The 14981-nt window shown below is 72.4% G+C and carries 15 protein-coding genes; 11 read left to right on the plus strand and 4 right to left on the minus strand.

Annotated elements, in window-relative coordinates:
* Positions 1 to 10: 10 nt before the first annotated feature.
* From CLV71_RS06860 to CLV71_RS06875, 4 genes are read right to left on the minus strand one after another with little or no spacing between them, the layout of a single operon-like run.
* Positions 11 to 1201 carry a thiolase family protein gene (locus CLV71_RS06860; protein WP_133901741.1) on the minus strand — a complete coding sequence of 397 codons (1191 nt, stop codon included), beginning with the start codon at positions 1199 to 1201 and terminating at the stop codon, positions 11 to 13.
* A 21-nt stretch (positions 1202 to 1222) separates the two neighbouring features.
* On the minus strand, positions 1223 to 2251 hold the full coding sequence (locus CLV71_RS06865; protein ID WP_133901742.1) for an acyl-CoA dehydrogenase family protein: 1029 nt from the start codon (positions 2249 to 2251) through the stop codon (positions 1223 to 1225).
* Positions 2248 to 3396: an acyl-CoA dehydrogenase family protein gene (locus CLV71_RS06870; RefSeq protein WP_243866255.1), complete on the minus strand. Its 1149-nt coding sequence runs from the start codon at positions 3394 to 3396 to the stop codon at positions 2248 to 2250. Before CLV71_RS06870 ends, CLV71_RS06865 begins: the two co-directional genes overlap by 4 nt.
* 14 nt (positions 3397 to 3410) lie before the next feature.
* Entirely contained in the window at positions 3411 to 4169 is a 759-nt protein-coding gene (locus CLV71_RS06875; protein WP_133901743.1) for a crotonase/enoyl-CoA hydratase family protein, read from the minus strand.
* Between the two features lie 195 nt (positions 4170 to 4364).
* Between CLV71_RS06875 and CLV71_RS06880 the strand changes: the two genes are divergently transcribed.
* The 11 genes from CLV71_RS06880 to CLV71_RS06930 all read left to right on the plus strand — a co-directional run bounded on the left by CLV71_RS06880 (position 4365) and on the right by CLV71_RS06930 (position 14977).
* Positions 4365 to 5447 (plus strand): zinc-binding dehydrogenase, encoded by a 1083-nt coding sequence (locus CLV71_RS06880; protein ID WP_133901744.1) that lies wholly within the window; start codon positions 4365 to 4367, stop codon positions 5445 to 5447.
* Between the two features lie 79 nt (positions 5448 to 5526).
* Complete coding sequence (locus CLV71_RS06885; protein WP_133901745.1) at positions 5527 to 6975, plus strand: aldehyde dehydrogenase family protein; 1449 nt, start codon at positions 5527 to 5529, stop codon at positions 6973 to 6975.
* Positions 6968 to 7726 (plus strand): ABC transporter ATP-binding protein, encoded by a 759-nt coding sequence (locus CLV71_RS06890; RefSeq protein WP_133901746.1) that lies wholly within the window; start codon positions 6968 to 6970, stop codon positions 7724 to 7726. The genes CLV71_RS06885 and CLV71_RS06890 overlap by 8 nt, the downstream gene beginning before the upstream one ends.
* A 115-nt stretch (positions 7727 to 7841) precedes the next feature.
* Positions 7842 to 8555, plus strand: coding sequence for an ABC transporter ATP-binding protein (locus tag CLV71_RS06895; RefSeq protein WP_133901747.1), 714 nt, complete (start codon positions 7842 to 7844; stop codon positions 8553 to 8555).
* Positions 8556 to 8567: 12 nt separating this feature from the next.
* The gene (locus CLV71_RS06900) at positions 8568 to 9449 is read left to right on the plus strand and encodes a branched-chain amino acid ABC transporter permease (protein ID WP_133901748.1); all 882 of its coding nucleotides are present in this window, start codon (positions 8568 to 8570) and stop codon (positions 9447 to 9449) included.
* Entirely contained in the window at positions 9446 to 10462 is a 1017-nt protein-coding gene (locus CLV71_RS06905; RefSeq protein WP_133901749.1) for a branched-chain amino acid ABC transporter permease, read from the plus strand. The genes CLV71_RS06900 and CLV71_RS06905 overlap by 4 nt, the downstream gene beginning before the upstream one ends.
* Complete coding sequence (locus tag CLV71_RS06910) at positions 10459 to 11712, plus strand: ABC transporter substrate-binding protein (protein WP_166663976.1); 1254 nt, start codon at positions 10459 to 10461, stop codon at positions 11710 to 11712. Before CLV71_RS06905 ends, CLV71_RS06910 begins: the two co-directional genes overlap by 4 nt.
* Position 11713: 1 nt before the next feature.
* Positions 11714 to 12628, plus strand: a complete 915-nt coding sequence (locus CLV71_RS06915) for an SDR family NAD(P)-dependent oxidoreductase (protein WP_243866256.1) — start codon at positions 11714 to 11716, stop codon at positions 12626 to 12628.
* Positions 12628 to 13470, plus strand: a complete 843-nt coding sequence (locus CLV71_RS06920) for a MaoC family dehydratase (RefSeq protein ID WP_133901751.1) — start codon at positions 12628 to 12630, stop codon at positions 13468 to 13470. Before CLV71_RS06915 ends, CLV71_RS06920 begins: the two co-directional genes overlap by 1 nt.
* On the plus strand, positions 13467 to 13862 hold the full coding sequence (locus tag CLV71_RS06925; RefSeq protein WP_133901752.1) for a Zn-ribbon domain-containing OB-fold protein: 396 nt from the start codon (positions 13467 to 13469) through the stop codon (positions 13860 to 13862). Before CLV71_RS06920 ends, CLV71_RS06925 begins: the two co-directional genes overlap by 4 nt.
* Positions 13859 to 14977: a thiolase C-terminal domain-containing protein gene (locus tag CLV71_RS06930; protein WP_133901753.1), complete on the plus strand. Its 1119-nt coding sequence runs from the start codon at positions 13859 to 13861 to the stop codon at positions 14975 to 14977. The genes CLV71_RS06925 and CLV71_RS06930 overlap by 4 nt, the downstream gene beginning before the upstream one ends.
* Positions 14978 to 14981: the final 4 nt, after the last annotated feature.

Below are 14981 nucleotides of genomic sequence, written 5' to 3' on the forward strand. Positions count from 1 at the left end.
GAGAAGTCCTTCAGAGTCGTTCGATGATCGTCGCGTTGGCCATGCCGCCTGCCTCGCACATGGTCTGCAGGCCGTAGCGGCCGCCCGTGGCCTCCAGGCCGTTGAGCATGGTGGTCAGCAGCCGCGCGCCCGACGCGCCCAGCGGGTGGCCGAGTGCGATGGCGCCGCCGCGTGGGTTGAGCCGGTCGGGGTCGGCGCCGAAGTGCTGTGCCCAGGCCAGCGGCACCGGGGCGAACGCCTCGTTCACCTCGTAGTGGTCGAGCTGGTCGAGCGTCAGACCGCTGCGGCGCAACACCTTCTCCGTCGCCGGGATCGGGCCGGTCAGCATCGTGATCGGGTCGTCGGCGGCCAGGGCGAAGGAGTGGAACCTGGCGCGCGGGGTCATCCCCAGCTCCTGCGCCTTCTCCTCCGACATGATCAGCACCGCGCCCGCGCCGTCGGTCAGCTGCGACGAGTTGCCCGGCGTGATGTGCCAGTTCGCCTCGGGGAAGCGGGCGGCCAGCTCGTCGGTGCGGAAGGCCGGCTTCAGCGCGCCGAGCTTCTCGGCCGTGGTGTCCGGGCGGATCGTCTCGTCCTGGTCGACCACCGTCCCGTCCGGGACGGTCACCTGCACGATCTCGCCGCTGCGGTCCGCCGCCGCGGCGCGGGTGTGGGAGCCTGCCGCGAACTCGTCGAGGGTCTCCCGGTCGAGCTTCCAGCGGGCGGCGATCAGCTCGGCCGACACGCCCTGCGGGACCAGCCCCGGCTCGTAGCGCTTCGCGACCGACGGGCCGAACGGGTCCATCCCGATCCGGGCGGTGAACATCGGGATGCGGCTCATCGACTCCACCCCGCACGCCACCACCACGTCGTAGGCCCCGGCGAGCACCCCCTGTGCCGCGAAGTCCGCGGCCTGCTGGCTCGACCCGCACGCCCGGTGCACCGCGACCGACGGCACCTCCTCGGGTAACCCGGCCGCGAGCCACGCCCACCGCCCGACCGGGCCGGACTGCTCGCCGACCTGGCTCACGCAGCCGGTGATCACGTCCTCGACCAGCGCCGGGTCTACGCCCGTGCGGTCGATCAGCTGCCGCAGCACCTGACCGAGCAACTCGACCGGGTGCAGCGACGACAGTGCGCCACCCGCCCTGCCCTCCCTGGGCGCCCTGCCCTTCGCCATCGGCGACCGAATGGCGTCCACGATCACGGCACTACGCGACATCGTCGTCCTCCTCGTCCGAAGTCATCCCACGTCGGTCAGGGTCGGCCACAGGCCGGCAGGTGCCGTCGCGACGGCCTCGCCCAACGTCCTCGCCCAGGCCAGCTCGCTGCCTGCCTCGTCCCGCCACGCCCACAGGCGCCGGGTGAGGTGGTGGAGCCGGTGCTCCTGGGTGAAGCCGATCGCGCCGTGGAGCTGGTGCGCGGCTCTCGCCACCGGCGCGACCGCGGCTCCAGCGCGGATCTTCGCGGCAGCCGCGGCGAGCACGAGCCCGTCGGTGTCCGCGACCCGGACCGCGGCGTCGGCGAGCGCGGTCGCCGCACCGACCTCGCCCGCCATCCGCGCGATCTCCATCTGCACCGCCTGGAACTTGGCCAGCGGGCGGCCGAACTGCTCGCGCTCACCCGCGTAGGCCACCGTCCAGTCCAGCACCTTGCCCAGGGCTCCGGCCAGCTGCACGGCTCTGGCCAGGGCGAACCTGGCCCGGACCGTCTCGGCGTCGACCGGCGCCGCAACGGCGGGCACGTCGTCGAACGTCACGTCGCCGCGCGGCTCACCGGCCAGGTTCGCCCCCACCGCGCCGTCCGGCAGGTCGGCGAGCGCGAGAACGGCCGAGTCGGGTCCCGTCGCGAGCACCGCGGCCCGGCGGGCGACCCCCACCCACGGGACGGCGGTCGCGGTGCCGGTGAGCCCGAAGCGGCCCTTGTCCAGCGGTCGCGCGAGCACCGTCCCCGCGACGGCGATGGTCAGCGGCTCGGTGACGATCGGCAGGTCGAGGCCCGCTGCCAGCAGGGCGGGCCCGGCGACCAGCAGCTGCTCGGCCACCGGCACCGCGGCGGCCCCCGCCGCGAGCGTCGTCACGACGGCCGCCGCGTCGTCCAGGGCGCCGCCCGAGCCACCCGCCTCCTCCGACAGACCGACGCCGGTCATGCCGGCCTCGGCGAGCACCGACCACAGGCCGGCGTCCCACGACCGGTCCGGCGTGAGGACGAACGGCTCGTGGGCGGCGAGGATGTCCCGCACCGTCTCGACCACCAGGTCCCTGGTGCTCATCGCAGCCCCAGACCGCGGGCGACGATGCCGCGCAGGATCTCGTTGGTGCCGCCGCGGAGCGTGAAGCCCGGCGCGTGCAGCTGTGCCTCCGCGAGTGTCCGGCCCAGCGGGTCGTCCGGGTCCAGCTCGACGACCCGGCGGATCTCGTCGATCACGTCCGTCTCGAAGGTCGTGCCCAGGTCCTTCACCAGCGCCGCCTGGATGTCCGGCAGCTCGCCACGGTCCAGTGCGGCGGCGATCCTCCTCGACAGCTGGCGCAGCGCGAGCAGCCGGGCCGAGAGGGTGCCGAGCGTCGCCAGCTGTGCCGGGTCCCGGGTCCGCGCCGCGTGCCTGGCGAACGCGTCGAGCAGGCCGAACGTCGAGAGCCAGCGCTCCGGGCCGGACCGTTCGTACGCCAGCTCCGCCGTGACCTGGCGCCAGCCGTCACCCTCGGTGCCCAGCAGCATCCCGGCCGGCACGACCACGTCCTCGAACACCATCTCGTTGAAGTGGTGGCCGCCGTCCAGGATCCGGATCGGGTTGATCGTCAGGCCGGGGCTCGCGAGGTCCACCAGCAGCTGCGACAGCCCGTCGTGCCGCCCTGGCCCGGTGCGCACCAGCACGATCCCGTAGTGGGCCAGGTGCGCGCCCGAGGTCCAGATCTTGGCGCCGTTGACCAACCAGTCCCCGTTGGCGTCGCGCTCGGCGCGGGTGCGGATCGACGCCAGGTCCGAGCCCGAGTCCGGTTCGGACATCCCGATCACGAAATAGCACTCGCCTGCGGCGATCCTCGGCAGCAGGGCGGTGCGCTGCTCCTCGGTGCCGTAACGCAGCAGGCTCGGCCCGGACTGGCGGTCGGCGATCCAGTGCGCCGCCACGGGCGCACCCGCGGCGAGCAGCTCCTCGGTCACGGCGAAACGCTCCATCGCCGAGCGTTCGTGGCCGCCGTAGCGCCTCGGCCACGTCATGCCGAGCCAGCCCCGCGCGCCGAGCCTGCGGGAGAACTCGGCGTCGAAGCCGCTGAGCCAGGAGTCGACGCGCGGGGTGAACGTCTCGGCCGCCAGGAACTCCCGCACCTCGGCGCGTACCGCTTCGGCGGCGGGCACGGCCTCGGCGGGGGAGAGGGCCAGTCCTCCCGGGTCGCCCGCGCGCGCGGTTGCGTCCACAGTGGTCACTGTGACTACCGGCCCGCCCACTGTGGACTCCGCCGTTCCACGAACGCCCGCGCGCCCTCGCGTGCGTCCTCGGAGGACCGGACCGCTTCCGCGAGAGGGGCCTGCCGGTCGAAGAACTCCGCCTCCGGCCAGTCCCGCGACTCGGCGATGACCTGCTTGCAGGCACGCGTCGCCAGCGGCCCGTTGCGGCCGATGGCCGCGGCCAGCTCGAGCGCGCCTGCCAGTGCCGACCCCGGCGCGGTGAGCCGGTTGACCAGGTGCACCTCGTGGGCCGTGGCGGCCGGGATTCGGGCGCCGGTGAGGATCCACTCCATCGCCAGGTTCGCGGGCACCTTCGCGGGCAGGCGCAGCAGCCCGCCGCCCGCCGGGACCAGCCCCCTGGTGACCTCCGGCAGCCCGAAGACCGCGTCCTCCGCCGCGACGACCAGGTCGCACGCCAGGGCGATCTCGAAGCCGCCGCCCAGCGCGTACCCCTCGACCGCGGCCACGATCGGCTTGGCGGGCGGGCGTCGCACGATGCCGGCGAACCCCCTGCCGGGTACCGACGGCCGCTCCCCGGCCAGGAACGCCTTGAGGTCCATCCCGGCGCAGAACGTCCCGCCCGCGCCGGTGATGACCCCGGCCACCGCGTCGTCGCGGGCGTCGAGGTCGTCCAGTGCCTCGGCGATCGCCTCGGCGGTGGCCAGGTCGATGGCGTTGCGGAGGTCCGGACGGTCGATCGTGATGACGAACGTGGTCCCGTTCAGTTCCGTGTGGACGGTCATCGGGTGGGTCCTCCGGGGCGTCGGTGGTGACCTCCGCAGGATAACCCCGGGTTTCTATCAGTGGAACGGCTTTCGACTCAGTCGAACCGAATATCGGAGACCGCTCATCAAATTCGACTGAGTGAAATTCTCTTCCAAAGACTCGAATTCTGGATTAACGTCCCGTTTCCAACGCGGTGACGTGCAGGAGGCCACATGGAAGCCCTGGTGTGGACCGGTTCCCGGCTCGAGGCGGTCGACGACCTCGAGGTGCGCGACCCACTGCCCGGTGAGGTCACCGTGCGGGTCGACGCGGCCGGGCTGTGTCACAGCGACCTCAAACCGGTCGACGGCGACATCGCCCAGGCGGTGCCCGTCGTACTCGGGCACGAGGCCGCCGGTGTCGTGGTCGACCGGGGCGCGGGCGTCGACCTGCCGATCGGCCAGAAGGTCGTGCTGTCCGTCCTGCGCAACTGCGGCCACTGCGCCGCCTGCCTCGCCGGCCTGCCGACGCTGTGCCGGGGCACGACGGAGAGCCCGCCGACCGTCTTCACCAGATACGGGGCCCCGGTCGCGCAGTTCGTCCGGGTCGGCGCGTTCGCCCGGCACACCGTCGTGGGACAACAGCAGGTGGTCCCGGTTCCCGACGGCATTCCGGACACGGTGGCCGCGCTGCTTGGCTGTGCGGTGGTCACCGGCTTCGGCGCGGTGTGGGAGCGGGCCCGGCTGCGTGCCGGCGAGAGCGCACTGATCATCGGCGCGGGCGGCATCGGGCTGAACGTGGTGCAGGCCGCGAAGGTGGCGGGCGCGAGCAGGGTCGTCGTGTGCGACACCAACCCGCGCAAGGAGGCGATCGCGCGGCGGCTCGGCGCCACGGAGTTCCTCGTGGTCGGTGGCGCCGACGACGTGGTGGCGACGGCGGCCTCGGTCTCGCCGGAGGGGTTCGACGCCGTCCTCGAGTGCGTCGGGCGTGCCGACCTGCTGACCGCCGCGGTCGGCGCCCTCGCGTGGGGCGGCCGGGCCGTGATGGTCGGCCTGCCGCCCGCCGACACCACGGTCACCTTCGGCATGCGGCAGCTCTTCCAGGACAAGGCCCTGCTGGGCTGTCGGATGGGCTCGGTCGACCCGCACCGGTTCATCCCCGACCTCGCCCGCCGCTACCTCGCAGGCGAGATCGTGATCGACCCGCTGGTCACCACCGTCGTGCCGCTCACGGAAGCCGAGGACCTCGTCGCCCGCCTGCGTTCCGGCGACCTCGACCGCGGCGTGTTCGACCTGGCCGGCCGGAGCCCACGATGAGCCCGATCAACGCACTGAAGGACGCCTTCGTAACGCTGGGCGCACCGAAGGACGCCTTCAGTGCGTTGGGGTGCGGCCGATGACCACCGTGACCGTGCCCGCGATGATCGGCGGCGAGCCCCACACCACCGGCCGCTGGTACGACACCGTCGACCCGGCCACCGAACAGGTGCTCGCGGCCGTCGCGGACTGCTCGGCCGCCGACGCCGACACCGCCGTGCACGCGGCCGCCGACGCGTTCCCCACCTGGTCCGCGCTGCCACTCGACCGCCGCCGCGCCGTGCTCGCGGGCACCGCGGCCCGGCTGGCCGGGCGCCGCGCGGAGCTGGTCGACCTCGCTGTCGCCGACACGGGCGCCCTCCCGTCCGTGGCGGAGAAGACCCAGGTCGGCGCCGCGATCGCACGCCTCGAGCAGTGGGCCGCCGCCCCGGACGACCTGCTCGCCGTCCCGTCCCCGGCCGACCGCGCCGGGCTCACCAGCGTGGTGCGCAGGACACCGGTCGGCGTGGTCGCCTGCATCAGCCCGTACAACTTCCCGCTGCTGGCCATGGTCGGCAAGATCGTGCCCGCGCTGTTCGCGGGCGACACCGTGGTGCTCAAGCCTGCCCCGCAGGACCCCCTGCTCGTCGTCGCACTGGCCGAGGCGCTGCGTGACGCGCTCGCCGAGAACAACGCACCGGCCGGCGCGGTCAACCTCCTCACCGGTGCCGACGGTGACCTCGGCGCGGCGCTCGTGCGGCACCCGCTCGTCCGCGCCGTCAGCTTCACCGGGAGCACGGCCGTCGGCATCAGGATCCACCAGGACGCGGCACCGACGATGAAGCGCCTGCTGCTGGAGCTGGGCGGCAAGGGCGCGGTCATCGTCAGGGCCGACGCCGACCCCACGAAGGTCGTCGCGGCGATCACCCGCACCTGGACCGTCCAGTCCGGCCAGGTGTGCCTCACCCCGGCGCGGATCATCGCCGACGCCGCCGTGCACGACGACGTCGTCGCCGGCCTCCGCGCGGCACTCGCGGACCTGGGGATCGGCGACCCGCGCGACCCGTCCACCACGGTGGGCCCGGTGATCTCGGCCGCCCAGCGCGCCAGGGTCGAGGAGCTGACGGCGTCGGCGGAGGACGAGGGATGCGCCGTCGAGCGCAGGGACGACCTGCCCGCCAGGGGCTTCTACGCCGCGCCCGCACTGATCACCGGCGCCGCACCCGAGCACACCGTGATGCAGGAGGAGGTCTTCGGGCCGGTCCTGACCGTCATGCGCGCGGTCGGCGACGACGAGGCCGTGGCCGCCGCCAACAGCACCCGCTACGCGCTGTCCGACTACGTGTTCTCGCCCGACCTCGACGCGGCCCACGCGATCGCCGCCCGCCTGCACTCCGCCCAGGTCGGGATCAACACCACCGCCAGGCACCCCGACGCGCCCTTCGGCGGCAACCGCGCCAGCGGCATCGGCCGCTCCGGCGGCGCCTGGTCACTCGACGCCTGCACCGACATCCAGACGACGACAGAGCAGGGAGGGACGAATGCTTGAGGTCCGCGACCTGACCGTCCACTTCGGTGGCGTCAAGGCACTCGACGGCGCCCACCTCACCGCGCAACGCGGGTCGATCACCGCGCTGATCGGGCCCAACGGCGCGGGCAAGACCACGTTCTTCAACTGCGTCACCGGCCTCTACCGCACCGGCGCGGGCAGCGTGACCTGGGCAGGCACCGACCTCACTGGCCTGCCGCCACACAAGGTCGCCGAGGCGGGACTGAGCAGGACCTTCCAGAACCTCGCGCTGTTCCGGACGCTCTCGGTCCGGGAGAACGTGCTGACCGGCGCACACCGGCTGGGCAGGGCCGGGTTCACCGCCGGGGTCCTGCGCTGGCCCGCCGTGCGCAGGGAGGAACGCCGGATGCGCGACGCCGTCGACGAGGTGCTCGACGAGGTCGGCCTCACCGACGTGCGGGACAAGCCGGTCAACGGCCTGCCCTACGGCACCCTCAAGCGGGTCGAGCTGGCCCGCGCCCTCGCGTCGCGACCGGAGCTGCTGCTGCTCGACGAGCCGGCAGGCGGCCTGTCCCACGGCGAGGTCGACGAGCTGCGGACGCTCATCCTCGACGTCCGCGAGCGGCGCGACCTCACCGTCCTCCTCGTCGAGCACCACATGAGCCTGGTGATGAGCATGTCGCACCACATCACGGTGATGAACTTCGGCCGCACCATCGCCGAGGGCACCCCGGCCGAGGTCCAGGCCGATCCAGGAGTCGTCGAGGCCTACCTGGGAGCGCCGGCATGAGCGGAGCTAGCGGAGCGAATCGTCGATGTTCAGGGCGTCACCTCGGCCGCGGAGGGCGCCGGTGTAGCGGAGCCTGCGGAGCGTTCCGGGGCCGCGGAGCGGGCGAGGGGGCGGCATGAGCGTTCTCGAGGTGAAGGACCTGACCGCGGGCTACGGGCCGGTGCGGGTGCTGCACGACGTCACGTTCTCCATCGACACCGGCACGGTCGCCGCCGTGCTCGGCGCCAACGGGGCGGGCAAGACCACCCTGCTGCGCGCGCTGTCCGGGATGCTCCCCGGCACGAAGGGCACGGTCACCTTCGACGGCAGGAAGCTCGTCGGCATGCGCACCGAGCGCATCGCCCGGCTCGGCCTGTCCCACGTGCCGGAGGGCCGCGGCACCTTCCCCGACCTCACCGTCGAGGAGAACCTCGCGGTCGGCGCCCTGCTCAGCCCGGCGGGCCGACCGTCCAGGGCGGACCTCGACCGGATGTACGAGCTGTTCCCGCCCCTCGCCAGACGCGAGCACGCCCAGGCCGGGCTGCTGTCCGGCGGCGAGCAGCAGATGCTCGCGCTCGCCAGGGCACTCCTGGGCCGCCCGAAGCTGCTCCTGCTCGACGAGCCGTCCATGGGCCTCGCCCCGCTGGTGGTCAGGCAGATCTTCGAGGTGCTCCGCACGGTCGTCGCGGACGAGGGCCTGACCTGCCTGCTCGTCGAGCAGAACGCCCAGCTCGCGCTCGGCATGGCCGACTACGCCTACGTGCTGACCGTCGGCGAGATCACGGCCGAGGGGCCGGCAGCCGAGCTGGCCGACGACCAGGCCATCCGCAACTCCTACCTGGCGCTGTAGGGAGCGAGTGAGATGCAGCAACTCATCCAGACGCTCTTGGACGGCGCGGCCAGCGGCCTGATCTACGGCAGCCTCGCGCTCGCACTGGTGCTCATCCACCGGGCCACCAAGATCCCCAACTTCGCGCAGGGCGAGATGGCGATGCTCGCCACGTTCATCGCCTGGCAGCTCATGTCGGTCGGACTGCCGTGGGGTGTCGCGGTCGCGATCACCGTCGTGTGCTGCCTCGTCGGCGGGTACGGGCTGCAGCGCGGCCTGATCCGCTGGGTGGAGCGCTCGCCGCACCTGACCCAGACCATGGTCACCCTCGGCCTGTTCATGGTGATCAACGCCGCGGTCGGGTTGATCTGGGGCAACCTCGCCAAGACCGTCGAGAGCCCGCTGCCGTCCGGCCCGATCAGGATCGCGGGAGTCGTCACCTCGTGGCAGGTCGTCGGCATGTTCGGTGCGGTCGCGATCCTGTTGATCCTGCTCTTCCTGCTGTTCAACCGCTCCAGGCTCGGCCTGAGGCTGCGGGCCGCCGCGCAGAACCCGGACTCGGCGCGGCTCGCCGGCATCGACGTCGGCCGCGCGTACGGGATCGGCTGGGGCCTGTCCGCGGTGATCGGCGGCGTGGTCGGGGTCATGATCGCCCCGCAGACCGGGCTGGAACCCAACTTCATGTTCCCGGTCCTGCTCTACGCGTTCGCCGCGGCGACCGTCGGCGGGTTCGACTCCCCGGTCGGTGCCGTCGTCGGCGGCCTGCTCGTCGGCGTCATCGAGGCGGTCACCGCGACCTATGTGGACTTCATCGGCACCGAGCTGTCCCTGACGGTCGCACTGGTCGTGATCGTCGTGGTCCTGATCGTGCGACCCCACGGTCTCTTCGGCAAGAAGGAGGTCGCGCGGGTATGAAGTCCGGCCTCGTCACCGCACTCGGCGTCGTCGCGCTCGTCGTGCTGGTGTTGCTGACGTTCAACGTCGAGGACTACGGCCTGAGCCAGCTCGCCCAGGTCGCGCTGACCACCGTCGCGCTGCTCGGGCTCAACCTGCTCGTCGGCTACGGCGGCCAGACCTCGCTGGGGCACGGGGCTTTCTACGCCATCGGCGCGTACACCACGGCGGTCCTCGTGACCAAGGCCGGGATGCCGCACCTGTGGACGCTGCCGATCGCCGCCGTGCTCACCTTCGCGGTCGGCGTCGTGTTCGGCATCCCGTCGGTGCGGTTGCGCGGGTTCAGCCTCGCGCTGGTCACGCTGGCACTCGCGATAGCGTTGCCCCAGCTGCTCAAGCACTTCGAGGGACTGACCGGCGGACAGCTCGGGATCACCGTGTCCCGGCCGGACCTGCCCGGCACGCTCACCGCCGACCAGTTCGTCTACCTCGTCACGGTCGTCGTCGGCTTCGCGGTGTTCCTCGGGGTGCGCAACCTCGCGAAGAGCCGCACCGGCCTCGCGATGGTCGCCACCCGCGACAACGAGGCGGCGGCCGGGGCGATGGGCGTCCCGGTGGCCCGCACCAGGGTCGTCATGTTCGCGCTGAGCGCCGCCCTCGTCGGCCTCGCGGGCTCGCTCTCCGTACTGCTCACCGGCTACGTCAGCCCGGACAACTTCGGGCTGACACTGTCGATCAACCTGGTCGCCGGCATCGTCCTCGGCGGTCTGGGCACGGTGTGGGGCGCCCTGATCGGCGCCGTCTACATCACCTACATGCCGGTGTACGCCACCGACATCTCGCAGTCCGCCCCCGGCATCGTCAACGGCCTGATCATCATCGTCTTCATGCTGTTCCTCCCCAACGGGGTGGTCGGCCTGCTGAGACCGGTGCTGCGCCGTCTGCGCTCCCGCAGACCCTCGTCCGCTCCCACCTCCCGGCCCCCGCACACGGCGGCCACCAGCACTCTTCCCGAGAAGGAGACAACCCCGTGAGAAGGCTTCGCAACGGCGCGATCCTCGTGATCGCAGCCGCACTCACCCTGACCGCGTGCGGTCGCAGCGACGACTCGGACAGCGGCGCCGGCAGTGGTGGCGGTGGCACGGTCAAGGCCGACCCCGGCATCACCGACACCACCGTCAAGCTCGGCGCGTTCACGCCGCTGTCCGGCTCCGGCACGGTCGCGAGTGCCGCCACCAAGGGCAGCGCCGCCTACTTCGACTACCTCAACGCGGAGAAGGGCGGCGTCAAGTTCGGCGACGGCAAGACCCGCAAGATCGAGTACACCACCTACGACAGCCAGGCCAACCCGGCGACCGCGCTGCAGCTGACGCGCAAGCTCGTCGAGGAGGACAAGGTCTTCGCCCTCTACGGCAGCAACGGCACCACGCCGAACCTGGCCGTCCGCGAGTACCTCAACCAGAAGAAGGTGCCACAGCTGTTCCTCGTCGGCGGCGCCAGCGCGTTCGGCACCGAGCACGACAAGTACCCGTGGACGATGCCGTGGCAGCTCGACTACATCTCGCAGGGCAAGGCCATGGCCCAGTACCTGATCAAGCAGAAGCCCGACGCGAAGATCGCCGTGATCTTCCAGAACGACGACTACGGCAAGGACTACTACGCCGGGTTCAAGCAGGGGCTCGGTGACAAGGCCGACCAGATCGTGAAGGACGCCAGCTACGAGGCGACCGACGCGACGGTCAACCGCCAGGTGTCGATCCTCAAGGACTCCGGCGCCGACACCCTCGCCGACTTCAGCATCGACAAGTTCACCACGCAGATCATCACCCAGATCACCCAGCTCGGCTGGGCCCCGACGCACCTGCTCGGCAGCTCGGGCACCGCGGTCGTGCCGGCGAGCGGTGACGCGGGCAAGGGCATCATCAGCACCGCCTACCTGAAGGTGACCACCGACCCGGCCGAGGCGAACGACCCGGCCGTGCTGTCCTACAAGGACATCATCGGCAAGTACGGCGAGGCCGGGATCAAGGCCGACGACCAGGGGGTGGTGTACGGCGTGGCCGCGGCGCAGAGCCTGGTCTCCGTGCTGCAGCACACGAAGGCCCCGACACGGCAGGCGCTGATGGACGCGGCGAAGTCGATCGACGGCTTCGCCCCGCCGATGCTGATCAAGGGCATCACGCTCAAGACGGGGCCGGACGACTACTTCCCCATCCAGCAGAGCCAGATCCGCGTGTTCGACGGCAAGACCTGGCAGTTCCAGGGCTCCGTGCTCGGAGACTGAGATGACCGCGGAGATGTCCACACAGGACGAGTGCGCCGACCGGGTGTGCGTCGTGACCGGTGCGGGCCGGGGCCTCGGGCGGGAGTACGCGTTGCGTCTCGCCGCCCAGGGCGCCGCCGTGGTGGTCAACGACATCGGCACCGGCCTCGACGGGGCAGGCCGTTCCGGCGCGCCGGGTGCGGCCGTGGTCGAGGAGATCACGGCGGCAGGCGGCCGGGCGGTGCTGAACACCGACGACGTGGCCGACTTCGCGGGCGCGCAGGCGCTCGTGGGCCAGGCCGTCGCCGAGTTCGGCAGGCTCGACGTGCTCGTCAACAACGCGGGCATCCTGCGGGACCGCACGATCGCCAGGATGACCGAGGACGAGTGGGACTCGGTGATCCGGGTGCACCTGAAGGGCACCTTCGCCACCGCGCACTGGGCACTGCGGCACTGGCGCGAGCGCGCCGGCGCGGGGCCGGTGCACGGCAGGCTGATCAACACCACCTCGGTGTCCGGCCTGTTCGGCAACCCCGGCCAGGCCAACTACGGGGCGGCGAAGGCGGGCATCGCGGCGTTCACCACGATCGCGTCGCTGGAGGCGGAGCGGTACGGGGTCACGGTGAACGCCGTGTCCCCGGGCGCGGCCACCAGGATGACCGACAGCATCCCCGGCCGTGCGTCCACGGTGGACGACTCGCGGTCGCCGCGCTGGGTGGCCGCCGTCGTGTGCTGGCTCGCGTCGCGCCGCTCGGACGGGGTGACCGGGCGGGTGTTCCTGTCCTCCGGCAAGCGGCTCGCGGTCGCCGAGGGCTGGCACCCCGGGCCGGTCGCCACGCCGGTCGACGACCCGGCGGAGGTCGACAGCGTGCTGCGGGCACTGGTCGGCAAGGCCAGGGCCGAGGCCGACCTCACCGGCGCGGACCGGGTGCGCTGATGCCTCTCGACCTCGACGCCGTCGGCGCGACCACGGACCCGTGGACGCGCACGTGGACCTCGGCCGACTCGCTGCTCTACGCGGTGGCGGTCGGCGCGGAGTCGCTCGCGTTCACCACGGAGAACAGCGAAGGCGTCGCACAGCGAGCGGTGCCGACGTACGCGGCGCTGATCGCCGGTGGGTCCGCGCCGATCAGGGACCGGCTCGGCGGCTGGGACCCGGCCGCGATGGTGCACGCGGGGCAGCACCTGACCTGGCACCGGGAGCTGCCGTCCGAGGGTGCCGCGACCCTGCGCACCACGGTCGCCGACATCACCGACAAGGGCAGCGGAGCGCTCGTCGGGCTGATCACCACGGCGTCCACTGCGGACGGTCCCTTGTTCGAGGCCCGCTCGACGCTGTTCATCCGGGGCGAGGGCGGCTTCGGTCGCACGGCGGGCACCCGCGCCGAACCCGCCGCCCTCGGCGACCCGGACGGCGAGATCGTCGTCAGGACCGCCGAGAACCAGGCCTTGCTCTACCGGCTCTGCGGCGACCGCAACCCACTGCACTCCGACCCGGCGTTCGCGCGCCGAGCCGGCTTCGAGCGGCCTATCCTGCACGGGCTCTGCACGTTCGGCATGACCGCGCGGGTACTGCTGCGCCGGCTGCTCGGCGACGACCCGGCCAGGCTGACCTCGTTCGGCGGTCGCTTCCGCACCCCGGTACTGCCTGGCGACGTGCTCCGGATCCGTTACTGGCGCAGGGAAAGCGGCCGCGTCGTGTTCCAGACCCGCCGCTTCGGCGCTGACCGGCCCGCCATCGACGACGGCGTCCTGGACTACGCACCGGAGGCGTCATGAACGTCCCCGCGCCGCGCCCGACGCCGGAGACCGCTCCCCACTGGGCAGCAGCCAACGAGGGAACCCTGGTACTGCAACGGTGTGCCGACTGCGGGTTCGTCGGCCACCGCGGCAGACTCGTGTGCCCTCGGTGCACGTCCGGGGCACTGTCCTGGTTCCCGGCGTCCGGTGCGGCCACCCTGTGGTCGTACGTGATCGTGCACCGTGGCGAGGTGCCCTACACGGTCGCGATCGTCGAGCTGGCCGAGGGCCCGCGCATGACCACGAACATCGTCGGCGTGGCGCAGACCCCCGAGGCGCTGGTGTTGGACATGCCCTTGCGGGTCGTCTTCGAGCCGCGTGGCGAGCAGCTCGTGCCGGTGTTCGAACCCGCCCGGGGCGGTGCGTCATGACCGGTGCGGCGATCATCGGCGCGGCGGAGACGGCGCGGGTCGGCCGGATCCCGGACCAGTCGGTGCTCGGGCTCAACGTCGAGGCGGGTGTTCGTGCGCTGGCCGACGCCCTCGTTTCCGTGTCCGAGGTGGACGGCATCGCCGGGGCGTTCGACCCACGACAGGTCGCGCACGAGCTGGGCATCCGCCCCCGCTGGGTCGACGGCACCAACGTCGGCGGCTGCTCGTTCCTGCTGCACGTCCGGCACGCCGCCGCGGCCATCCGCGCCGGGTACGCGAACACCGTGCTGATCACACACGGGGAGTCCGGCCGGTCCCGCGTCGGCACCCCGCCACGACCACCGGACCCGGCCTCGCTCACCGGCCAGTTCGAGGAGCCCTACGGCGCCCGCGCGCCGTTCACGCGGTTCACGCTGCCGGCCTTGCGGTACATGAAGACCTACGGCCTGAGCCACGAGGAGCTGGCGTCGGTCCCGGTGGCGCAGCGGCAGTGGGCCTCCCGCAACCCGAGGGCGTTGCTGCGTGACCCGCTGACCGTCGAGGACGTGCTCGCCGCGCCGCTCGTGGCCTACCCGTTCCACAAGCCCGAGGTCTGCGTGGTGACCGACGGCGGCGGCGCGCTGGTGGTCACCTCGGCGCGGCGGGCAGGCGACCGCGCGGTCCGGGTGCTGGGCGCGGGGGAGAGCGTCGACTCGCCGCTGGTCGCGGAGCTGGCCGAACCGCTGGGTTCCGCCGCCGCCCGGCGTGCGGCCGACGACGCCTTCGCCGAGGCCGGGGTCGACCGGTCCGATGTGGACCACGTGATGTGCTACGACGCCTTCGCGCACCTGCCGATCATCGGCCTGGAGGCGCTCGGTCTGCTGAAGCCGGGGGAGGCGGGTGGTTTCGTCGCGGCCGGGCACACCGCGCCCGGCGGCCGGCTTCCGGTCAACACCAACGGTGGCGGGCTGTCCTACACGCACACCGGGATGTACGGGATGTTCGCGATCCAGGAGTCGGTGCGGCAGCTGCGTGGCGAGGCCGCCGCGCAGGTGTCCGATGTGGAGCTGAGTGCCGTGCTCGGGTTCGGCGGCATGTACACGGCGGCGGCGGTGCTCGTGTTGGGCCGCCAGTGAGGGG

Source organism: Actinophytocola oryzae (assembly GCF_004364325.1).
Lineage (GTDB): Bacteria > Actinomycetota > Actinomycetes > Mycobacteriales > Pseudonocardiaceae > Actinophytocola > Actinophytocola oryzae.